14 protein-coding genes and 1 pseudogene are annotated in these 22,023 nt (G+C 66.6%); 9 read left to right on the forward strand and 6 right to left on the reverse strand.

Annotated elements, in window-relative coordinates:
* Positions 1-37 precede the first annotated feature (37 nt).
* Positions 38-4,945 carry an NAD-glutamate dehydrogenase gene (locus GV792_RS13765; protein ID WP_163824533.1) on the forward strand — a complete coding sequence of 1,636 codons (4,908 nt, stop codon included), beginning with the start codon at positions 38-40 and terminating at the stop codon, positions 4,943-4,945.
* A 70-nt stretch (positions 4,946-5,015) separates the two neighbouring features.
* Here the strand turns inward: GV792_RS13765 and GV792_RS13770 are convergent, their stop codons facing one another.
* Positions 5,016-6,119: an SPFH domain-containing protein gene (locus GV792_RS13770; protein WP_163824482.1), complete on the reverse strand. Its 1,104-nt coding sequence runs from the start codon at positions 6,117-6,119 to the stop codon at positions 5,016-5,018.
* 213 nt (positions 6,120-6,332) lie between these two features.
* Between GV792_RS13770 and GV792_RS13775 the strand changes: the two genes are divergently transcribed.
* Positions 6,333-7,898, forward strand: a complete 1,566-nt coding sequence (locus GV792_RS13775) for an amino acid permease (protein WP_256668179.1) — start codon at positions 6,333-6,335, stop codon at positions 7,896-7,898.
* 295 nt (positions 7,899-8,193) lie between these two features.
* Positions 8,194-10,434 (forward strand): serine/threonine-protein kinase, encoded by a 2,241-nt coding sequence (locus GV792_RS13780; RefSeq protein WP_256668178.1) that lies wholly within the window; start codon positions 8,194-8,196, stop codon positions 10,432-10,434.
* 5 nt (positions 10,435-10,439) lie between these two features.
* Here GV792_RS13780 and GV792_RS13785 read toward each other — a convergent pair whose 3' ends face one another.
* Positions 10,440-10,820 carry a DUF1707 SHOCT-like domain-containing protein gene (locus GV792_RS13785; RefSeq protein WP_163824484.1) on the reverse strand — a complete coding sequence of 127 codons (381 nt, stop codon included), beginning with the start codon at positions 10,818-10,820 and terminating at the stop codon, positions 10,440-10,442.
* A gap of 152 nt (positions 10,821-10,972) precedes the next feature.
* On the opposite strand from GV792_RS13785, the gene GV792_RS13790 reads away from it, so the two are divergent.
* The 5 genes from GV792_RS13790 (at position 10,973) to GV792_RS13810 (ending at position 16,273) form a co-directional block, all read left to right on the forward strand.
* On the forward strand, positions 10,973-11,269 hold the full coding sequence (locus GV792_RS13790; RefSeq protein ID WP_163824485.1) for a WhiB family transcriptional regulator: 297 nt from the start codon (positions 10,973-10,975) through the stop codon (positions 11,267-11,269).
* Between the two features lie 72 nt (positions 11,270-11,341).
* The gene (locus GV792_RS13795) at positions 11,342-12,079 is read left to right on the forward strand and encodes a MerR family transcriptional regulator (protein WP_163824486.1); all 738 of its coding nucleotides are present in this window, start codon (positions 11,342-11,344) and stop codon (positions 12,077-12,079) included.
* A 137-nt stretch (positions 12,080-12,216) separates the two neighbouring features.
* A complete protein-coding gene (locus tag GV792_RS29060; protein ID WP_175582932.1) occupies positions 12,217-12,993 on the forward strand; it encodes a hypothetical protein in 777 nt (258 codons plus the stop codon).
* A gap of 158 nt (positions 12,994-13,151) precedes the next feature.
* Positions 13,152-13,727, forward strand: coding sequence for a dihydrofolate reductase family protein (locus tag GV792_RS13805; protein ID WP_256668177.1), 576 nt, complete (start codon positions 13,152-13,154; stop codon positions 13,725-13,727).
* A gap of 89 nt (positions 13,728-13,816) precedes the next feature.
* Positions 13,817-16,273: an ATP-binding protein gene (locus GV792_RS13810; protein ID WP_163824487.1), complete on the forward strand. Its 2,457-nt coding sequence runs from the start codon at positions 13,817-13,819 to the stop codon at positions 16,271-16,273.
* A 30-nt stretch (positions 16,274-16,303) separates the two neighbouring features.
* On the opposite strand, the gene GV792_RS13815 is transcribed toward GV792_RS13810, so the two are convergent.
* The gene (locus GV792_RS13815) at positions 16,304-16,684 is read right to left on the reverse strand and encodes a hypothetical protein (protein WP_163824488.1); all 381 of its coding nucleotides are present in this window, start codon (positions 16,682-16,684) and stop codon (positions 16,304-16,306) included.
* A gap of 264 nt (positions 16,685-16,948) precedes the next feature.
* Here GV792_RS13815 and GV792_RS13820 point away from each other — a divergent pair, with 264 nt between their 5' ends.
* Positions 16,949-17,230 carry a hypothetical protein gene (locus GV792_RS13820; RefSeq protein WP_163824489.1) on the forward strand — a complete coding sequence of 94 codons (282 nt, stop codon included), beginning with the start codon at positions 16,949-16,951 and terminating at the stop codon, positions 17,228-17,230.
* On the opposite strand, the gene GV792_RS13825 is transcribed toward GV792_RS13820, so the two are convergent.
* The 3 genes and pseudogenes from GV792_RS13825 to GV792_RS13835 all read right to left on the reverse strand — a co-directional run bounded on the left by GV792_RS13825 (position 17,227) and on the right by GV792_RS13835 (position 21,947).
* Positions 17,227-18,474 (reverse strand): serine hydrolase domain-containing protein, encoded by a 1,248-nt coding sequence (locus GV792_RS13825; RefSeq protein ID WP_163824490.1) that lies wholly within the window; start codon positions 18,472-18,474, stop codon positions 17,227-17,229. The two genes, GV792_RS13820 and GV792_RS13825, sit on opposite strands and share 4 nt — an antisense overlap.
* 127 nt (positions 18,475-18,601) lie before the next feature.
* Positions 18,602-19,363 (reverse strand): annotated as a pseudogene (locus GV792_RS13830) (metallophosphoesterase); the annotation flags it as partial.
* A gap of 106 nt (positions 19,364-19,469) precedes the next feature.
* Positions 19,470-21,947, reverse strand: coding sequence for a phosphoketolase family protein (locus GV792_RS13835; RefSeq protein ID WP_163824491.1), 2,478 nt, complete (start codon positions 21,945-21,947; stop codon positions 19,470-19,472).
* Positions 21,948-22,023 lie beyond the last annotated feature (76 nt).

The raw sequence follows: 22,023 nt of genomic DNA on the forward strand, positions 1-22,023 counted from the left end.
AAGGCGCAGGTCAACGGTGACTACCACACAGAACGCGATGGATGCGACACAGTTCAGGGGTGATCCGACCGAGCTGGAGCCTGCCTACTTCCGCTGGATCCGGCCCGATTCGACGACCCTGACCATTACCGATCGCGCGAGCCACATTCTGCGCCATCATCTGCAGCTGGCCGCGCACCGCGCGCCGGGGACCGTCTCGACCAGGGTCTATCGTGCAGACGACGACTGCGGACTCGGCCTCGCCCTGCAGATCGTCAACGACGATATGCCGCTGCTGGTCGAATCGGTCACCTCGGCGCTGCATCGCCTCGGCGCCACCGTCGCCGAGGTCGTGCACCCGGTCTTCGACGTCACCCGTGACGAGACAGGCGACCTGCGCGCGATTGCCGCGCGCGACGGTGACGGTGTCCGCCGCGACCCCGCCGACGCGCACAGCTACCCGGAGTCGTGGATCCATGTGCAGCTCGATCCGGCCGTGACCGACGAGACGCTCGACCGGATCGAACAGGCGCTGCCACAGGTGCTCAGCGATCTGCGGTCGGTCACCGACGACACTCCCGCCATGGTCGGGTCGATGACCACAGTGGCCAACCGGCTCGACCGCACCGCGCAATGGTCCGATGACGCGGAGATCGCCGAATGCGCGCGCCTGCTGCGCTGGTTGGCCGACGGCCATTTCACCGTGCTCGGCTACAGCGACTACCGGATGCGTCGCACCAGCCCGACCCCGGACGCCGAGTTCGGTATGTGGCCGGTGCCGGGAACGGGGCTCGGTGTACTCCGCGACAGCTCCGGCGCGGAGATCCCGGTGCCGGTGCTCGGCGCGAGACGCCCGGTGCTGCGACTGGCCAATGGCTCGGTGGACTCGTTGATCCCGGGTTCGCGCAATCTGTACTTCATCAGTGTCGCCGAGTACGCCACGACCGATCCGGGTGGGGCGGGTGCCTCCGGGGATACCGTCGCGGCGGTCAAGGGCGAGCATGTGTTCGTCGGGACTTTCACGGTGACCGCGCTGCACGAGAACATCCTCGACATTCCGGTCATTTCGCGTCGAGTGCATCAGGTCATCGAATGGGCCGGGTTCGACCTGAATTCGTTCTCCGGCCAGGGGATGCTCGAGGTGATGCAGACCTTCCCACGGGTCGAGCTGTTTTCCACCGACGCGCGCAGGCTCTTCGAAACCGTCTCGGCGGTCATGAATCTCGGCCTGCGGCGCCAGATCCGGTTGTTCCTTCGCCAGGATGCGCGCAGCGGTGCGGTCTACTGCCTGGTCTACATGCCGCGTGATCGGTACTCCACCGAGGTCAGGCTGCGGATGCAGGACATCCTGGTCGCGGAGTTCGCGGGTGACCAGATCAGCTATTCGGCCAGAGTCACCGAATCGGAACTTGCGGTCGTGTACTTCACGGTGCACCGCGCGCCGGGCGTGGAGGCGGATCTGTCCGAGGCCAACCGGGAACGTGTGCAGGACATCCTGTTCGCCACGACTCGTCCCTGGTCGGACCGGGTGGTCGCGGCGGCCGCGGGCGTTCCCGGCATCACCCGGGCGGTGGCGACCGACTACGCCACCGCCTTCCCGGCGAGTTACCAGCAGGAGTTCGGTGCCGATCGGGCGCTGGCGGATCTGCGCAGGCTGGAGCAGCTCGGCGACGGTGAGATCGATACGACGCTGTACCGCCTCGACGACGCGCCCTCGGGGGAGTGGCGGTTCACCCTGTATGTCGCGGGCGCGGGTGTGTCTCTGAGCCGGGTGTTGCCGGTGCTGCACAGCCTCGGTGTCGAGGTGGTCGACGAGCGCCCGTACCGGATCGCACGCGAGGACGGCACGCTGCGCTGGATCTACGACTTCGCCCTGCGCGTGCCCGCTTCGGTGCTGCGTGATTCGCTCGACACCGAGATGGAGGCGGATCTGCTGAGCCACGCGGCCGAGCAGGCTTCCGGTATCCGGCAGCGTTTCCCGGCAGCGGTGGCGGCCATGTGGTTCGGTGACGCCGAGGTCGACGGCCTCAACGAGCTGGTGTTGCGCGCCGGCGTGCATTGGCGGCAGATCGCGGTGCTTCGGGCCTATGCGAAGTACCTGCAGCAGGCCGGATTCGCCTACACCTTCGGCAATATCACCAGGGTGCTGCTGGCCCATCCGGCCCTGGCGGCGGCGTTCATCGAACTGTTCGACGCCTACTTCGATCCGGATTCGGCGGGCCCTGAATCCGAGAGCCGGATCTCCGCGATCTCCCAGCGATTGCGCGAGGAGATCGATGCGGTCGTCAGCTTGGATACCGACCGGATCTTGCGCGCCGTGCTCGAGCTGATCACCGCCACGTTGCGCACCAACTACTTCCGTCGCGATCAGGACGGCAACGCGCCGAGCTACCTGTCGTTCAAATTCGATCCGCAGGCGATCGCCGATCTGCCGAAGCCGCGGCCACGTTTCGAGATCTTCGTGTATTCGCCGCGGGTGGAGGGTGTGCATCTGCGGTTCGGTGCGGTGGCGCGTGGTGGTTTGCGCTGGTCGGATCGGTTGGAGGATTTCCGGACCGAGATTCTCGGTCTGGTGAAGGCGCAGGCGGTCAAGAACGCGGTGATCGTTCCGGTGGGCGCCAAGGGTGGCTTCGTCGTGAAGCAGCCCCCGGCGGTCACCGGCGATCCCGGCGTGGATCGTCAGGCCATGATGGCCGAAGGTGTCGCCTGCTATCGCACGTTCATCTCCGGCCTGCTGGACGTCACCGACAATGTCGATCACACCAACGGCGCGGTGCTGCCGCCCGCGCGGGTAGTGCGCCGCGACCCCGATGACACCTATCTGGTGGTGGCAGCCGACAAGGGCACCGCGACCTTCTCCGATATCGCCAACGAGGTGGCCAAGAGCTATGGCTTCTGGCTCGGTGACGCGTTCGCGTCGGGTGGTTCGGTCGGTTACGACCACAAGGCGATGGGGATTACGGCAAGGGGTGCTTGGGAGAGTGTGAAGCGGCACTTCCAGGAGATGGGGATCGACACCCAGGCCGAGGATTTCACGGTTGTCGGTGTGGGTGATATGAGTGGTGATGTGTTCGGTAACGGCATGTTGTTGTCCGAGCACATTCGTCTGGTGGCGGCGTTCGACCACCGGCATATCTTCTTGGATCCGAGTCCGGATGCGGCGTCTTCGTACGTTGAGCGGAGGCGGATGTTCGACCTGCCGCGCTCGTCCTGGGCCGATTACGACATGTCGCTGATCAGCGCTGGCGGTGGTGTCTACGACCGCTCTGCCAAGGCTGTCCCGGTCTCGCCGGAAATCGGCGCCGCCCTCGGGCTGGACCCGGCAATCACCACCCTGTCACCGCCGGAGATGATTCGCGCCATCCTGCAAGCGCCGGTCGACCTGCTGTGGAACGGCGGTATCGGTACCTACATCAAGGCGAGCACCGAATCCAACGCCGACGCCGGGGACAAATCCAACGACGCCGTGCGGGTGAACGCGAACCAGCTGCGGACCAAGGTGATCGGCGAGGGCGGCAACCTCGGCGCCACCGCACTCGGGCGGATCGAGTTCTGCCGCACCGGCGGCCGGATGAACACCGACGCCCTCGACAACTCCGCGGGTGTCGACTGCTCCGACCATGAGGTCAATATCAAGGTGTTGCTGGATGCGGTCGTGTCCAGCGGCGACCTCGATGCGAATGAACGCAACGAGTTGCTGGCGGCGATGACCGACGAGGTCGCCGAACTCGTGCTGCGCGACAACATCTCGCAGAACTACCGGATGGGTCTGTGCCGGGCCGACGCCCCGGCCCGATCGGCCGTGCACCGCCGGTTGCTCACCGAACTCGAAACCCGGCGTGGAGTGGACCGGCGGCTCGAAGCGCTGCCAAGCGATGCGGAACTGGCGCGCAGGGCCGCCGACGGCACCGGACTCACCTCACCCGAGCTGGCGAATGTCGTTGCGCATGTCAAGCTGTCGCTGAAGGCCGATCTGCTGGCGGGCGAACTGCCCGACAGCGCTTCGTTCGCGTCGGTGCTGCCCGCCTACTTCCCGACCCCGCTGCGCACCCGCTTCGAAGCGGCCATTCGCAGGCATCCGCTGCGTCGCGAGATTGTGGCCACCATGGTCGTGAACGATCTGGTCGACTACGGCGGCATCACCTACGCGTTCCGCCTGGCCGAAGAGGTCGGCGCAACCACCGACGATGCGGTGCGTGCGTTCACCGCTGCGGTCGAGATCTTCGGGTTGCGTGAGATCTGGCAGCGAATCCGAACCGCCCCCATTCCGTCCGCGGCGCGTGACGCTCTGGAACTGGAGACCGGCCGGACTCTCGAACGGGCGTCACGGTGGCTGTTGCTGAATCGGCCGCAGCCCATCGCCATCGGCGCCGATATCGCCCGCTACCGTGACGGCGTGACGGCGCTGGCCGGCCGGGTGTCGGACTGGATGCCCGGCTATCTCACCGAGGACCTCACCGCACGGTCACGGGGTCCCGTTGCCCTCGGTGCTCCGCATGATCTGGCCGCCGAGGTATTCCGGCTGATCCACTTGTTCCCGCTGCTGGATGTGCTGGATATCGCCGATATCGCCGAACGCGACGCCGACGAGGTCGCGGTGCTCTACTTCGCATTGAACGAGCACCTCGACATCGAACGGCTGCTCACCGCGGTCGGCAAACTCGAGCACGGTGACCGGTGGCCGACGCTGGCACGGCTGGCAGTCCGCGACGACCTGTACGAATCGCTGCGGCTGCTCACCCTCGACGTGTCGACCGCGACCGAACCCGACGACACTGTCGCGGAGAAGATCGAGTACTGGGAATCGACGAACCGATCCCGGTTGGCCAGGGCCGCGGCCGCGCTCGGTGAGATCTTCGACTCCGGCACCTACGATCTGGCGACCCTCTCGGTCGCCGCACGGCAGGTGCGCGGAATGGTCAGTGCCGGTGGGGAATCCAGCGTGGTCGCGAGCACCATGGGCTGATACCGCAGTCGTCGATGCGATGGGCCGGTGGCGAGTATGCCGCCGGCCCATCGGCCTGTGCGGGAGCTGGTCAGGGGCCCGCGGGTGCTCCGCAGTCACCACAGAATTTGGCCGCGGCGACGAGTTCGGCTCCGCAACTCGAACAGTGCCGCGGTCGTCGGGCCAGCTGTTGCCCGCACTGCATGCAGAAGCGGGCCGCCGACGGATTCTGCGCGGTACAAGCAGGGCAGGTCTGGTTGTCGGTGGCTGCGGCGGGCAAAGCGGCCGGTGTGGGCTGCGAAGGAACAGGTACAGGTGGCGGGGGAGCGGGTTGCATGGGTTGCGGCGGCGCGCTCGTGTGCTGGTTGATCGCGTTCAGGCCGAGCGCCGCGCCGAGAAATCCGGTATCGGAACCCGTGCCGCCGTGCGCGAACCCCTGGCTCGCACCCAATGCCAGCTCACCGGCGGCGTACTGGCGAAAGTCTCCGGCCAGCCGGATATAGGTGACATCCTTGGCGAGCCGCTTCAACCGGTCGGCATCCTCGGGCGCAAGGGTGATGTCGAAGTTGCCCATTCTGACGATGCGTAGGCCGTATTCGTAGAGTGTGATGTTGGTCTGTCGCAGCACCGCGGTCTCGATCGGCGGCAAATGGCCCGATAGGCCGAGCACTGGCCACTCGCCGCGGGAAATGCCCTGCGTCACCGCGACCTTCATCGATTTCAGCAGGAGCTCCGCGCACCAGGAGTTCAGGGCAGCAGGGTCGGTGAGGTCGGCGGTGCCCGCGAGACCGGTGATCAACTGCCCCGGATCTCGTACGGTAAGCGCGAATTCGCCGAATACTCGCAGCGTCACCACCTGCTCGCTGACCGGATCGACGATATCGGCCAGCCGGCCACCGAACTTGATCCCCGCGAACTCGCGTGTGGAGACGAAATACAGTTCCGCGCGATAGAAGTTCCCGCCGGACAACGTGTCGACGAGCGCACCGAGCACGGGCAGCTCATCGGCGTCGACACGATGGCGGCCGGGCCCCATTGTGGCGACGACATGGCCGGATTTGACGAACAGCGCGGTTTGATCGGCATTGACGATGGCGCGGCTGTAGCGGCGGATGTTGACGTCGGGCCACTTGTAGACGAGTTGGCCCGTTGCGGTCTCCGGGACCGCGATGAATTCCCGATCGAACCACGCCATATCCGCTCCATCCGCGAGTGACAACAAATAGCGTACCGATCAGTATCGGTACGATCAATCGGCTATGACCTGGGCGAACGTGGTCGTTTGCGGGCAATTCCGAAAGTTCTTGGTTTCCAGCACGTTACAAGGGGTAGATACCTATTGAACGTGCCGCTGTCTAGCGGTACATTACCCGTAGATATGATCGCCGCCACAGGAAAGGCCATCACCATGACCACTGTTCGACCTAACTCGGCGCCGGCGCAGGCCGCATTGCCCGAGGAGGGCGCGCCGGCGACGTCGGTCGACGCGCTGCACGCCGAGGACGCGGGGTATCACAAGTCCCTTCGCCCGCGTCAGTTGCAGATGATCGCCATCGGTGGCGCCATCGGCACCGGACTGTTCCTCGGCGCGGGCAGCCGGCTCGCCAGCGCCGGGCCCGGCCTGTTCATCGTCTACGCCATCTGTGGCGTGTTCGTGTTCTTCATCCTGCGAGCCCTGGGTGAACTCGTTCTGCATCGCCCGTCCTCGGGATCGTTCGTTTCGTATGCCCGCGAGTTCTACGGTGAGAAGCTCGCCTTCGCAGTGGGGTGGATGTACTTCTTCCACTGGTGCATGACCGGGATCGTAGACATCACCGCCATCGCCACCTATGTCCATTACTGGGGAGCGTTCGAAGCTATACCACAATGGACGATCGCGCTGATCGCGCTGATCTTGGTTGTCGCCATCAACATGGTGTCGGTCAAGTGGTTCGGTGAACTGGAGTTTTGGGCGGCTCTGATCAAGGTGGTCGCGCTGGTCACCTTCCTGATCGTCGGCACGGTGTTCCTCGCGGGCCGGTTCGATATCAAGGGTCAGACCACGGGCCCGAGCGTGATCGCCGACAACGGCGGTCTGTTCCCCACCGGCATGCTGTCGCTGGTTCTGGTCACCACGGGTGTCGTCTTCGCCTACGCCGCGGTGGAACTGGTCGGCACGGCGGCAGGCGAGACGGAGAACCCGGAGAAGGTGATGCCGCGTGCCATCAACTCCGTCATCGCCCGGATCGCGCTGTTCTACGTCGGTTCGCTGGTGCTGCTCGCCCTGCTGCTGCCCTACACCGCGTTCAAGTCCGGTGAGAGCCCGTTCGTCACCTTCTTCTCCAAGCTGGGTATCGAGGGGGCCGGTTCGGTGATGAACCTGGTCGTCCTCACCGCTGCGTTCTCCAGCCTCAATGCCGGGCTGTACTCCACCGGCCGCATCCTGCGCTCGATGTCGATGAACGGCAGCGCACCGATCGTGGCTGCACGGATGTCGAAGTCCGGTGTGCCGTACGTCGGCATCCTGGCCACCGGCGCGATCGCGCTGTTCGGTGTCGGCCTGAATGCGATGGTGCCGGAGAAGGCATTCGAGATCGTGATCAACGTATCGGCGCTCGGCACCATCTTCGCCTGGGCCGCGATCGTCCTGTGCCAGTTGCAGTTGTGGCGCTGGTCGCAACAGGGCAAGGTCGAGCGGCCGTCGTTCCGGCTGATCGGTGCGCCTTACACCAGCGTCGCGACCTTGATGTTCCTGGTCGGCGTCGTTGCGCTGATGGCCTTCAGTGATGACGAGGTGCAGCGTGGCGCGGTGATCGCCATGGGTGCCATCATGATCCCCGCCCTTGTCGGCGGTTGGTTCATGGCCCGCAAACGGGTGGCGCAGCTCGCCCAGATCCGTGGCGGTCATACCGGGCAGTTCCCGGTGCTTGCCGAGCGGCCGCGCAAGGATTCTCGCGAAGCGGTGGTCATTCTGGAGAAGCCCGAAGACGAATGAACACCTCCCGCTGCCCCGGACGCATAGTCCGGGGCAGCGGTATTCCCAATTTCGGGAATAGGGGGCGACGCGTCGCAGTCTCGCGGCGCAGCAGAATGAGAGCTCGGTTCAACGGGTTCTAGGGGTTCTAGGGGTTCACATGCCGGAACAGCCCAGCACGTCCGACCAGCAGCGCCTGCCCGCCTGGGCTGATCGCCGGATGCGCGGTATGGAGGTGCCCCACCGCCTCGCGCCACACTGGTCCACCCGGCGCGTGTCCAAAGCCGAACTATCCCAGCGTGTTTCACCTCCATCGTTGATCGCGGACGAACCTGGCGCGGCCAAGGACGGTCCGTCCGCGACGACCCCGGCCGGACTCGACGACTTCGATCTGGCAGAGCTCGACGAGCTGGGGACGGGTTCGGGCCGCACCACCCCCTCACGGCCGAGTGTGCGTCGCCTCGGCGCGGGCCTCGTCGTCGTTCCCCGAGTCACCGAGTCCGATCCGCTCTCGGCAGTCTTGGAGAACCCTGAAGTCCCTGAGCACAAACGGTTCTGCTGGAACTGCCAGGATTCGATCGGTCGCGCCACCGCCGACGGCCCCGGCGCGGTCGCCGGTGAATGTCGTCGATGTCGGTCGCCGTTCAATTTCCGGCCCGCGCTGCGAGCCGGTGAGCTGGTTGCCGACCAATACGAGGTGCAGGGTTGTCTCGCACATGGTGGTCTCGGCTGGATCTACCTGGCGATCGACCGCAATGTCAGTGATCGCTGGGTGGTGCTCAAGGGGCTGCAGAACCCGCTCGATTTCGAGGCGCATGTCGTCGCGCTCGCCGAACGACAGTTTCTGTCGGAGGTGGCCTATCCGGGCGTGGTGAAGATCTACAACTTCGTCAAGCACAAGTCGGCGCGCGAGGTGGCCGACGGCTACATCGTGATGGAGTACGTCGGAGGGCATTCGCTCAAGTCGATGCTCGACCTCGGTGCACCAGCCCGCATACCCGTCGCCGAGGCCATCGCTTACCTGATGGAAGTGCTCCCCGCACTGGACTATCTGCATTCTATCGGCCTGGCCTACAACGATCTCAAACCCGACAACATCATGGTCGGCGACGACGAGGTCAAGCTGATCGACCTCGGTGCGGTCGCCGCCATGGAGTCCTACGGCAGTATCTACGGCACGCCCGGCTATCAGGCGCCGGAGATCCTGCAGACCGGGCCGACAGTCGAATCCGATATCTACGCGGTCGGCCGCACCTTGGCCGCCCTGCTGTTCGATCTGCCCACTGACTCCGAAGGCCACTATCTACCCGGCGCTCCGTCGCCTGCACACCAGCCGATGCTGCGTCGTTACCCGTTCCTGCACCGGTTGCTCCTGCGCGCGACCGACCCGGACCCGCTGCGCCGATTCCCGTCCGCCTACTCCATGTACTGCCAGCTCGCGGGCGTGCTGCGTATGGTGCTCGCTGCCGACACCGGCCTGGAACATCCGCAGGCGTCGACGGAGTTCGGCTCCATGCGTGGCGATTTCGGAATCGAAACACTCATCGGCCAGACCGACGGCATGGTCGACGGTATGCACCGCATGCTCTCGGTCGACGCGGTCAGCGTCGTCGCGGCCTTGCCGATTCCGCTGATCGACAGTGAAGACCCGAGCGCCGAACTGCTGGCCACCCTGTTGCACGGTGATCCGCGCCATATCCTCGACGTGTTGGAGCGCACCACCGGCCGGATCGGTTCCGGGACCATCAAGGCGCCGGAATCCTTCGATCTGGAAGGCCCGTTGACGGCGGTACGCGCCCACCTGGATCTGGGGGAGATCGCCCCGGCCCGTGCGCAACTGGACAAACTGCGCCTACGTTTCGGCACGGACTGGCGCATCCAGTGGTATTCGGGCATCGCCGATCTTCTCGACGGATGCTACGAACGTGCCTACGGCTGTTTCGACGAGGTACACACCGTGCTGCCCGGCGAGATCGCGCCCGCGCTCGCATTGGCCGCCACTGCCGAGCTGGTGCTGCAGCACCTCGAGCTGCCCGACGATACCGACCGCTGGCACAGCGCTGCCATGGAATATCACCGGATGGTGTGGCGCACCAATCACGGTGTGGTGAGTGCGGCATTCGGGCTGGCCCGCAGGCTCGCGGCCGATGGTGAGCTGCTCGAGGCCGTCGGCGTACTCGATCAGGTGCCCGCAGCATCGCGGCACCACATCATCGCTCGGATGACCGGATGCCTGCTGCTGGTATCGCGGCCGATCACCGACATCATCGCTGAGGACCTGCGCGAGGCCGCGGAACGGCTGGAATCACTGCCGGAGGAGCCGCGCACGCTGCAATTGCAGGTCATCGTGGTGGGTGCGGCGCTGGAATGGTTGCGTGCGGGCCGCGCCGACTCCGGCACGTGCGCGACGATCTTGGGATTTCCGTTCACCGAGCCGGGGCTGAGTCGCGGGCTCGAGACCTGCCTGCGTGCCCTCGCGCGCACCGCACCCGATCGGTTGCATCGGTACCGGCTGGTCGACCTCGCCAATCACGTGCGGCCGCGCAGCCGCTGGTGACAAGCTCAGGTGTCGGTCCGACGTGCGCCTGAAAGCCGTTTAACGGCCACCAGCGCCGCCGCGCCCGCGATGATAGGCACCACCAGCAGCATCCACCAGCTACCCGACACCAGCGCCAGCACCACCGCGAGCACGACGACACCCGCCGCCGCGATCGCCGGTACCGGGTTACCGGGTGAGGTCAGGGGAGCGGCGTCCGGGACGACGCCGGGGAGGTCGGTGAACAGTTCGGCCAGTTCGGCCGGCTGATTCGCCGCGGCCACGGCGGCGCTGCGGGTCTCGAACTCGTCCAGGTCGATGCGTCCCGTCCCGAGATGATGCGACAGTTCGCGCAGGGCGCGTTCGCGCTCGGCGACACTGATCCGAGGCCCCGGCGTATCGGTCATGACCGAAGAATAGGCGCGTTCTACCCCATGGTCTGTGTCGCGAATTGCCATGGGCGGGAAGGGTGGCGGACCGCGAATTACGTGACGGTTCCCACATATGGGGAGAATTTAGGCTGGCAGCGGCACGAACTCGCAGCATGAGGAGTCCAGGTATGACCACCGTGATCGAGCGCACCATCCCGGCCGCGTATGCCTGGGACTGGCAATTGCGCGGGTCCTGTCGCGGGGTGGAATCGGCGGTGTTCTTCCATCCGGATGGCGAGCGCGGGCGGGCCCGCGCCGCGCGGGTGCGACGCGCCAAGCAGATCTGTGACAGCTGTCCGGTTTTGGCTCAGTGCCGCAACTACGCACTGTCGGTAAGCGAGCCCTATGGCATCTGGGGTGGTATGTCGGAGGACGAGCGCCGCGCCGCCGCGCGCCGCACCTCCTGGCGCCCTCAGGGCGCCTGATCGTCCAGGTCACGGACTCGCCGCGACCGCGCACGCCCGCTCGACCACCGTCGGATGTGGTTTCCTTGATATATGGCTGGGCGTGTGGAGTACACGATCGACGAGCTTGCTCGCGAGGCCGGCACAACGGTGCGTAGCCTGCGGGTCTATCACGAGCGCGGGGTGCTGCCGCCACCGCAGGTCAAGGGACGCACGGGCTTCTACGGCGCCGAGCATTTGAACCGGGTCCGCACCATCAGCCGCCTGCTCGACCGGGGCATCAAACTCAACGGCATCAGGGAATTGCTGGAGGCGTGGGATCGCGGTGACGACCTCGGCGACGTGCTCGGTGTCTCCGATGACGTCGTCGACGACACCGTTGAGGGCGTCCCGGGCGAGGAAACCATCCCGGCCACCGAACTGGCGCAGCACTACGGCACCGTCCCCAATGGATTGACGCGCGTGGTGGCGGCCGGCCTCTACGAACCCGTCGACGCGACCACCTATCGCCCGGCCGATCGCAGACTGATCCATATCCTCGATCAGATGGAAGCGGCCGGTATCCCCGCCGACGACATGCTGGCCGAGCTGGAGAAGGCCCGCACCGACGCCGACCGCATCGCCCGGCGATTCGTGGAGCTGTTCCACCGCACTGCCTGGCAGTCCTATCAGCGATCCGCGCGGACCGCGGCGGATCGAACAGCACTCGCCGAGAGCCTCGAGGTGGCGAGAGTCGTGCCAGGGCATATGACGGGAGAGCTGGTGAACCGTTTCGTTGCGCGGTATTTCGACGAGGACACCGAGCTCGGCGAGCTATCCGCCGAATCCTGAACCTCTCCGAGTTCCCATACGTGGTGGTTTTCCCGCGATTAATGTGCCGCTAGTTAGCGGTACATTAATCAGCGCTAACGATAGGGTGTTCGACCCTGTCCGATCCCGGTGGATCTGTGAGGAACGGAGTGATGGCGATGCGTGCGTTCACAGGAACCCGTCGGGCACCCACATGGCTGGCGGGCGCAGCGATCACAGCGGCTCTCGCACTCGGTCCGGCGGCGGTCGCGAGCCTCGCCGCAGCTGCTCCCGCACACGCGACCGGGTACGTACTCGCGGACGGTGCGGGCGCCGGTGATTCGGTAGCCGGGGTCGGCGGTGGCGGCGCGGTCGGTGTGAGTGACACCGGCTTCGGTGACGGAGGCCTCGGCGGCTTCGGCGACGGGGGAGCTGGTGGCGGCTTCGGTGACGGTGGCATCGGTGGGGGCTTCGGGGATGGTGGCATCGGCGGCGGGATCGGTGACGGCGGCACCGCCGGTGACAGTGGGTTCGGCGGTGGGGCACCCGATGTCGGCCTCCCGACCGACGGACTACCCGATCTGGGTGGTAACGACTCCGGCACCGTAACCCTGCCGGGCACCGGCGAGACGCCGCATGTGCCCGCACCATCCGATGCCGGCCATCCCGGCACCGGCCAACCGGCGCCGACGGACCCTGGCCAACACCATGATTCCGGCCTCGGTTGGCACGCCGACCGCTGGCCTTTCCCCGATCCGGGCTATCCGTTCAGCCCGTTCTTCCCGCAGTCGCCCACACCGGAGCCCCGGGAGAATGCCGATCCGCCCTGTGCCCCGTGGCAGCAAGGCGCGCACTGTGACGATGGCACGCCTTCACCGGCTCCGCACACTCCGGGACACCATGGTGGGCTGCCGTTCGGCCTGCCACTGCCCAGTGGAAGCGCGGGCCAACTGTAGTTCCAGGTAGAGCCCGATCACCGACCGTGCCGGTCGCCGTCGGCCGTCGGGCCGGTTCTACCTAGGTAGATCTGCGCGGAACTACCGATGCGCGTTGCCGCGATCCGGGCCCACAATTCACACTGTCGCACGGGTAGGGACAGTGAGGGTTGCCTGGAATGGGAAGCGTGACGTTATGGATGCAGATATCGCTCGACGGCTTCGCCGAAGGGCCGGATGACGAGGTCCACTGGCCTGTCGTGGACGAGGAGCTGTGCGAGTCGTCGCTGGACGATCTGCGCGGGGCCGACCTGTTCCTCTACGGCCGCAAAACGTACGAGATCATGGCATCGTTCTGGCCGACGGATACGGCCCGGGGGATCTCGCCGTTCTACCTCGATTTCGCGCGCTGCTGGAAGCAGAAACCGAAGATCGTCTTCTCCCGCACGCTGCGGACCGCGCAGTGGAATACCGATGTGATCGGCGAGGACATGGTCGAGCGGGTCGCGGCGCTGCGGGACCGGCCTGGCTGCGACATGGTGCTGTTCGGCGGCGCCGAGACCGCGTCCACATTCATCCGCCACGATCTGGTCGACGAGTACCGGCTCTTCGTCCACCCGGTGCTGCTCGGCGGCGGAGCGCGGTTGTTCCACAGCGGGCCGGAAGCCGCGGGCCTGCAGCTCGTCGATGTCATGACCTTCGACAGTGCCGTCGTCGGAATGCGCTATCAGCACGCGGCGCGCGTCGCGAGCTGAGCTCGCCGGCGGTGCGCGGCGCCGGCGGGCGAGGGCCCTTCGACGATGTTGTCCGTCGTCGAGCAATTCATCGGCTAAGTTCATGACAAATGGTCATGTTCCCGGTGCCCGGCGGAGTGCTCTCCGAATCCGCGCACGAGTACCTCGGAGTGAGTGAGTTCGTCGGCCGCACGGCGGAGCTGGAACGTCTGGATGCCCTGTTCGCCGACGGCGCACGGTTGGTCACGCTGGTGGGGCCCGGCGGTATCGGCAAAACTCGGCTGGCGGCCGAAGCCTTGCGGCGCGCCCAGCACGATCGGCCACAACCGGTGTATTGGGCCCAGCTGGCCGAGGTCGAACGCGACGGTGCCCTTGTGGACGAGGACGTGGTGCGGTCGGTGGTGCGGACCGACGGGACCGAACCGTCGGAGTGGGATCTGCTGATGAACACCTTCACCGACGACTCGACTGCCGGGGATCGGCGAATCCTTGTGCTGGACAACTGTGAACATGTACTCGACAGTGTCGGCCGGGTGATCACCAAGCTGCTCACCGCCGTGCCGGGGTTGACCATTCTCGCCACCAGCCGCGAGCCGATCGGCTGGATCGACGAATACATCCTGACAGTGCCGCCGTTGTCGCCGAGGCAGTCACTCGACCTGTTCCGCAGGCGTGCAGAACGCACCGGGCGGCCGATTCCCGACGATCCCGCGCAGATCGAGATCGCGGAACAGATCTGTCGCCATATTGATCACAGCCCGCTGTTCGTCCGGCTGGCCGCGGCGAGGTTGCGCCACCAGCCCGCTGCCATGGTGTTGCGGGAACTGACCGGAGATATCGACGACAAACGGATGCGCTGGTCGCATGGTGTGCGTGCGGGCAACGAGCAACGTCATCGGGGCGTCTACGACGTCATCGCGTGGTCGTACGACCTGTGCGGTGCCGCCGAGCAGTTGCTGTTGGAGCGGCTGTCGGTCTTTGCGGCCGGGTATGAGACCGACGGCGCGGAATCGGTGCGCAACGGTATCGAGCTCGCCGACGTCGTCGCGGTGTGCGCGGACGACATGCTGCCGCCGACCACAATCGAGTTTCTGCTCGAGCGGCTCGCAGAGCGATCGCTGCTGTCCACCCACCTCAGCGTCGCGTCGGTGCGGTGGTACGTGGTGGAGAGTGTGCGGGTTTTCGCACGGGATCGCCTGCAGCGCAGGGACCCCGCCGAAGCGGCGCGTATGGCCGACAGGCATCGGTGCTACTACCGGGACCGAGTGGTGATCGGGGCAGATGATTGGTTCGGACCCCGTGAGCGCGATTGGGTGCAGTGGGTCCGGTCCGCATGGGACAACATCCTTCTCGGCATAGATACCGGCCTGGATGATCCCGACACCGCCGTGGTCGCGCTGGAGACGGCCGCGGTTCTACTCGCGACCTGGATCCCGTCCATCCGATGCGGCGGGTGGGCGGTCACCAGGCTGACCGAGCGGGCGCTGGAAGCCGCTCGCGGCTCACCGCCGGAAGCGACTCGGCATCGGGTGCGAGCGTCCGCGATGCTCGCGTGGAACGCCATATGGCAGGGCCGAAACGAGTACGCGGCTCGGCTGCTCGACGAATGCGTGACGCTATGCCGAACCGGTACGGACGCCGATGCGCCGTGGCGCGAAACCGCCGAGACCGATATCGGCCTGCCCGCTCCCGTCGAATGGACCTGGGGGCTCGAGCTGATGCTGGTTCGCCGTGATCCGCGGGCCATCGGTGTGCTGGACCGGGCCCGCCGCAAGTACGCGGACGCAGGTGATCACGCGGGAGCCGAGGGCAGCGATATGTTTCTTGCCCTGTGCCGCGCGACGCTCGATTCCCGGGCCGCGGCACTGGACAGCTCCGCGCGGTATCTGGAGCGGGCGACGACGTCCGGGTCGAACCTGTCGAAGGCTTGGGCGCAGATCACGCGGTCGATCGCGCTGGCCAAACATGGCCATCCCCGCGAAGCGCTGGAGACGATCGACGCGGTGCCCGCCGACCAGGGAGCCGATAGCGACAGCTGGACGGCTATCTGGGCTGTCGCCGCGCGCATTGTGGCGAAGACGCAATTGCTGTGCGCCGAGAGCGATCGGCGCTCGGCGGTATCGATGGCTACCGAGATCGCCCGTTTGGTGGGAAGTTTCGATGAGTTCGACCGCACGATGGGCGTGGCGGTCGCCGCAATGCCACTGGTCGCCGCCGAACTGCGGCTGGCGATGGAGGTGTCGGCCGCCGCGTTCGGTGAGGGCCCATGGCCCGAGGACGGTCTACGGGCGGAATCGGCGCGGCGTTCGCAACTGTGGCTCGCCCTGTCGCAGGCCGAGTGCGACGTCGCGATCCTCGCGGCAGCCGGGTGGCCGAACAGCGCGATCGCGAGCCGGCGGCACAGCTCGATCCGCACCGTAGACGCGCAGGTAGCAGGCATCCGGCAGAAGTTGATGATCTCCTCGCGCAACGACATAGCGCGACATGTTCCCCCTGAGCTCGCCGAACGAGTCCAACGGGAGTCCGAACAACGACCGCAGCGCCCGCGGCGGACGCGCGGGCGCTGATTCTATCGTCGGGGGCGGTCCCGGCGCGGATTAGTCCGGGCCACACTCGCCGTGGCAGCGGCTGCTGTAGCCGGGCTTGTTATCGGAATCGACGGCGCTGGAGGAGTTGCGCATGCCGGAGTTGCTGTTGCTATCGCCGTACCCGCGACCCTGACCGTAGCCACGGCTCTGGCCGTAACCCCGGCCATCGCCGTATCCGTATCCGCCGCCGTAACTGTCGCTGTCGCTGTCGGTCCCGCTGTCGCTACTGCCGTGGCTGTCCCCGCGGCTCGCCGACACTGTGGCGTCGGCGCCGCCGGGCAGCGCGGCGGCGATCTGCGGAGCCACGGCGGCGGGGGCGAGAGCCAGGGCGCCGGCGAGAGCTGTGGTGGCCAGGATCTTGCGGACCGTGCCGCGGTAGGAGGTGCTCATGGACTGCTCCGTTCGTTGTGCCAGTGCCCCGCATCGGGTCGGCAGGTGGGCCCCGGCGCTGCCTGACCCATTTAATGTGTCGTTATATAGCGGTACGATAGTCGATGTGACGATGATTGCCGTGCCGCTATTCCCGTAACTGGGAAGCGTGGCTCGGCGCCGACCGGCGGCTGCGAGAGTGGGCGGGATGTCGTCCCTGGTCGACACCGCGGGGCGGATGACTGCACGGACGCGCTTCGCGAGGGGTGGCATCTCCGCCGGGAGGTGTGCGATCTCGGGCACGCCGCCGACCCCGAGGGCATCGTTGCCGGGCGCGACAACAAGACCCCCCGCGCTATCGCGGTCTACGCGCGGGAAACGATGAACGCGCCTGCGCGGCACGCCATGTTCGAGCAGATCAGTGTCAACAATCAGGCAGGAGGGTGGCGAAAGCTGGAGGGCTCACGCCGATCCGGTCCGTGGGTGGGCGCGATGGAAGGTCGCGGCGAGAACCCGCGCCAAGGCGGTCCGATGTCGGTGCGGGCCGGATGCAGTGCGGCTGTCTAACTCGCGGCGGCAGCGAGTTCCGACGGGGCCTCACGCCGCGCCGAGCGGGCGGCGCGGACCGCTGCGGCGGCAAGCATCGGCAGTCGCGCGTCGCCCAGCGCCATGGCGTGATTGCCGAGACGATTGGTCACGAACGCAATCGATAGTCCGAGGCCGGGCATCGCCATGGCGCCCGAGCCGCCGATGCCGTAATGGCCGAGCGCATGCCTGGTCAGGGTGGCTCCCACGATGCCGCGGTGATAGCCGAGCGCGTGGTGGGGCGGTGCGCCGAGAACATAATCGAAGCGGCTGTTGGCCGGCATCCTGGCGATCATGCGGGTGGTTTCCGGCTTCAGCAATCGCCGATGTCCCAACCGCCCGTCGTTGGCGATCGCGCCGTACATCGCGGCCAGGGCTCTGGCGGTGAAGACGCCGTTCCAGCCCGGCATCATCGCGGTGTACGGTCGCTCGCTCTGACTCATCTCCGCCCAGCCGTCGTACACGACCCCGCGCAGGGCGGTCAGTGGCCGGACCGAACCGGTCAGCCCGGTCAGTCGATCCAGCGGCACCCGCGCCACATGCAACCGCGGTGACAGCGGCGCGATCCGGTGCCGATGGTGTTCGGGGACGCCGAACCAGAGATCGTCCTGTCCCAGCGGCTCGGTCAGTTCGGTGCGTACCAACTCGGGGAACGGCCGACCGGTCGCGCGCTGGGCGATCTCGGCGACCAGCGTGCCGAAAGTCAGTCCGTGATAGCCGGAGGCGCGCAGGCGAAGGGGGTCGGGCGCCGCGGCGCCGAGTGCGGCGGCGAGGGCATCGTGGTCGAGCATGTCCGCCGGGTCATCGAGAAGTCCGCGGGTGCGCTGCAGGCCTGCTCGATGGTTGAGTACCTCGCGGACGGTGATGCGCTCCTTACCGTTGGCGGCGAACTCGGGCCAATAGGCGGTGACCGGCTCGTCCAGGGCGAGGATGCTGCGCTCGATCAGGCGGTGCGCCACTGTGGCGGCGACGCCCTTGCCGGTCGAATAGGCCAGCGCCATGGTGTCGCCGTGCCAGCGTCGTTCGGCGTCGGCCCATCCGTCCCAGATGTCGAGCACCGGGTTGCCGTCCAGATACACCGCCAGCGAGGCGCCGCCATGGCTGCGGCGACGAAACATCGCGAAGAATTTCATGGCCACCGGCGTGAAGCGGTCATCGATGAGCATGCGGGCGGCGGGCGGGACAGCGTCCTCGGCCCGCGCACCATCGGTGCCGGCAGCTGGCATGGTTCAGACTCCTTTGTCTGTGTATCCGCCCGGCCGCTTGCTCACTGCTAGCAGTTGCAAGCGACCCGCTGCCTCCGAATGTAACCCGTTTCATTACTTCGGGCAATGATCGTCAGGGAATGGCCACCGGTGGCAGCGGCCGCGCCGGCTCGCACCAGACTCGCTCGGCGGGCACCGACACGGTTGTCCGCTCCGGATACCGCAGGGCCGACAAACTGCCGCCGAACACCGCACCGGTGTCAAGGCACAGGGTGTTGTTCACCCAGACCAAGTCGGCCACCGGGGTATGGCCGTACAGGACCGCTGCCCTCCCGCGATAGTCGTGCGCCCATGGATAACGCACCGGAAGCCCGTATTCGTCGGTGGCGCCGCTGGTTTCGCCGTACATGGCGAAGGCCCGAACCCGGCCGGAATCGCGGCCGTGCAGCTCTTCCTTCAGTCCGGCATGGGCCACGACCAGCTTTCCGCCGTCGAGTACATAGTGACTCACCAATTCCCGGCAGAACTCGCGCGCGGCCCTGCGGAATCCCGCGCTCTCCTCCCGTAACTGCCGCAGCGATTCGGCGATTCCGTGGGCGAGCCGGACGTTCTTGCCGTCGAGTGCGCGCACCAGCTTGTTCTCGTGGTTTCCGGTCACGCACAACGCGGTTCCGGCCTCGACCATGCCCATCACCAGCCGCAGCACCCCAGGAGTATCCGGCCCTCGATCGACCAGATCGCCCAGAAAGACGGCGGTGCGTCCGCCCGGGTGGTCCGCGCCGACGGGGCGCCCGGATCCGTCGCGGTGCAGCCGGTAGCCGAGAGTGCCGAGCAGCGTCTCCAGCTCTGCCCGGCAGCCGTGCACGTCGCCGATGACATCGAACGGGCCGGTGAGCTCGCGCCGATCGTGCGGTGCGTCGTAGTCCCCGGTCTCGGCGGCGGGCAGGCCGGCGGTGCGCCGGTCGTTCGACAACATCCAGTGATCGTCGCGGAGCCGCCACGCCGGTGGCAAGCGATTACTGTCCCGGCCAGGTCCAATCCGCGACGGCAGGAATGTCCTCGCCGTGCTCTCTGGTCCACGCCCGTGCTCGCAGACGCGCGTCCTGCATCTGCTGACGTAGCCCGCCGGCCTTGTCGCGAAGGGCTGGTACGCGGTCGATCACGTCGGTCACCAGGTGGTAGCGATCCATATCGTTGAGCATCACCATGTCGAACGGTGTGGTGGTGGTGCCGCGCTCCTGGTATCCGCGCACATGCAGCCCATCGTGGTTGGTACGCCGGTAGGTCAGGCGGTGGATCAGCCACGGGTAGCCGTGGAAGGCGAAGATCACCGGGCGACCGCGGGTGAACAGGGTGTCGAATTCGGAATCGGGGAGTCCGTGCGGATGGTCGGTACTCGGCAGCAGTCGCATCAGATCCACCACATTGATCACCCGAATCCGCAGCTCGGGAAGGCGGTCACGCAGGATGGCCGCGGCGGCCAGCGTTTCGAGGGTCGGCACGTCGCCCGCACAGGCCAGCACCACGTCGGGCTCGGCGCCGAGTTCGTCGTTGTTGCCCGCCCAGTCCCAGATACCGATGCCCCGCGCACAGTGCAGCGCGGCGGCATCGACCGACAGCCAATCGGCCTGCGGCTGTTTACCGGCCACCACCACGTTCACGTAATGGCGGGAACGAAGGCAGTGGTCGAAGGTGGACAGCAGCGTGTTGGCATCCGGTGGCAGATACACCCGCACGATCTCGGGCTTCTTGTTCAGCACCACATCGAGGAATCCGGGGTCCTGATGGGTGAATCCGTTGTGGTCCTGGCGCCACACATGGGAGGAGAGCAGATAGTTCAGGCTCGGAATCGGCTGCCGCCACGGCACCGCGGCACTCGCGTCCAGCCATTTGGCGTGCTGGTTGAACATGGCGTCCACGATGTGCACGAACGCCTCGTAACAGGTGAACACCCCGTGCCTGCCGGTGAGTAGATACCCCTCGAGCAGGCCCTGGCACATGTGCTCGGACAGCACCTCGATCACCCGGCCGCTGCGGTCGAGATCGACATCGAATTCGTCGATCTCGACCTGCCAGTTGCGCCCTGTGACCTCGAGTATGTCCTGTAATCGATTGCTGGCCAGCTCATCCGGCGCGAAGGTGAGGAAGTTGTGCACGTTGCGCGCGGTCACTTCACGCAGCCAGCCGCCGAGTACGCGGGTGGCCTCGTGGTGTGTGGCGCCGGGTGCAGGCACCTCGACGCCGAAATCCCGCCAGTCCGGCAGCCGCAGATCGCGCACGAGGGCGCCGCCGTTGCTCACCGGGTTCGCGCTCATTCGCTTGTCACCGGACGGCACCAGCCCCATCAGCTCGGATACCGGCGCCCCGGATTCGTCGAAAAGTTCTGCGGGCCGATAGGACTGCATCCACCGTTCGAGCACCGCCCGATGGCCGTCGTCGGTGCGTGCCGCGGGCAACGGCACCTGATGGGCACGGAAGGTGCCCTCCACCTGATCACCGTCCACCAGAGGGGGACAGGTCCAGCCCTTGGGAGTACGCAGCACGATCATCGGCCAATGCGGACGCGTGCCGTCGCCACCGCCCCGCGCCGCACGTTGGATCTGAGCGATCCGCTCCAGCGCGGTGTCCATCGCTTCGGCCATGTCCTGATGTACCTGTGCCGGATCCCGGCCGGACACCACCAGCGGCTCATATCTGTAACCGCGCAGCAACGAGATCAGCTCGGGTTCGGGTATCCGCGCCAGGATGGTCGGGTTGGCGATCTTGTATTCGTTGAGCGCGAGAATCGGCAGTACCGCGCCGTCGCGGCCCGGGTTGAGGAACTTGTTCGCATGCCAGCTGCCTGCCAGCGGCCCGGTCTCGGCCTCGCCGTCACCGACCACGCAGAACACCGTGAGATCCGGATTGTCCAAGGCCGCGCCGAACGCGTGCAGCAGCGAATAGCCCAGCTCACCGCCCTCGTGCAGCGAGCCTGGTGTTTCCGGCGCGCAGTGGCTCGGCACGCCACCGGGGAAGGAGAACTGCGCGAAAAGTGCACGCATACCGTCCAGGTCGCGCGGGACATGGCTATAGAGCTCCGAGTAGGTGCCCTCGAGCCAGGCGCAGGCATTCGGTCCTGGACCGCCATGGCCGGGACCGGCGATGAAGACGGCGTTCAGATCGCGGGCCAGGATCGCCCGATTGGCATGTACCCACACGAGATTCAGGCCAGGTACCGTGCCGAAATGGCCGAGCAGCCTCGGTTTGATGTGTTCGGCGCGCAGTGGTTGGCGCAGCAGCGGATTGGCCATCAGATAGATCTGGCCCACCGACAGGTAGTTCGCGGCCCGCCACCAGGCGTCCACGGCCTCGAGTTCTTCGGTGTCGAGCGGGCCCGGAGCATCGGTGAGCCGATAGGGGCGTGGTGCTACCGAGATCCCGCCGCCGCCACCGACATTGTCGGCCGAGGTGTCCTCGGCAGCTGGATTACCGTCGGAACCGGCCGGCTGTGCCATTGGCGACTCTCCTCACGTTCGTGCCACGCACCGGATGGAGATTCCCCGTCAGGTTACCGGCGGTATCCCGTCCCGG

This window comes from Nocardia cyriacigeorgica (genome assembly GCF_010868145.1).
GTDB classification, from domain to species: Bacteria; Actinomycetota; Actinomycetes; order Mycobacteriales; family Mycobacteriaceae; genus Nocardia; species Nocardia cyriacigeorgica_D.

Excerpts from the sequence above, each read along its gene's own strand:
- GV792_RS13835 (WP_163824491.1), bottom strand. The coding sequence starts at position 21,947 with ATGGCACAGCCGGCCGGTTCCGACGGTAATCCAGCTGCCGAGGACACC.
- GV792_RS13765 (WP_163824533.1), top strand. The coding sequence starts at position 38 with ATGGATGCGACACAGTTCAGGGGTGATCCGACCGAGCTGGAGCCTGCC.
- GV792_RS29060 (WP_175582932.1), top strand. The coding sequence starts at position 12,217 with ATGCGTGCGTTCACAGGAACCCGTCGGGCACCCACATGGCTGGCGGGC.
- GV792_RS13815 (WP_163824488.1), bottom strand. The coding sequence starts at position 16,684 with ATGAGCACCTCCTACCGCGGCACGGTCCGCAAGATCCTGGCCACCACA.
- GV792_RS13770 (WP_163824482.1), bottom strand. The coding sequence starts at position 6,119 with ATGGCGTGGTTCGATCGGGAATTCATCGCGGTCCCGGAGACCGCAACG.
- GV792_RS13825 (WP_163824490.1), bottom strand. The coding sequence starts at position 18,474 with ATGCCAGCTGCCGGCACCGATGGTGCGCGGGCCGAGGACGCTGTCCCG.
- GV792_RS13790 (WP_163824485.1), top strand. The coding sequence starts at position 10,973 with ATGACCACCGTGATCGAGCGCACCATCCCGGCCGCGTATGCCTGGGAC.
- GV792_RS13785 (WP_163824484.1), bottom strand. The coding sequence starts at position 10,820 with ATGACCGATACGCCGGGGCCTCGGATCAGTGTCGCCGAGCGCGAACGC.
- GV792_RS13775 (WP_256668179.1), top strand. The coding sequence starts at position 6,333 with ATGACCACTGTTCGACCTAACTCGGCGCCGGCGCAGGCCGCATTGCCC.
- GV792_RS13810 (WP_163824487.1), top strand. The coding sequence starts at position 13,817 with ATGGTCATGTTCCCGGTGCCCGGCGGAGTGCTCTCCGAATCCGCGCAC.
- GV792_RS13805 (WP_256668177.1), top strand. The coding sequence starts at position 13,152 with ATGGGAAGCGTGACGTTATGGATGCAGATATCGCTCGACGGCTTCGCC.
- GV792_RS13795 (WP_163824486.1), top strand. The coding sequence starts at position 11,342 with ATGGCTGGGCGTGTGGAGTACACGATCGACGAGCTTGCTCGCGAGGCC.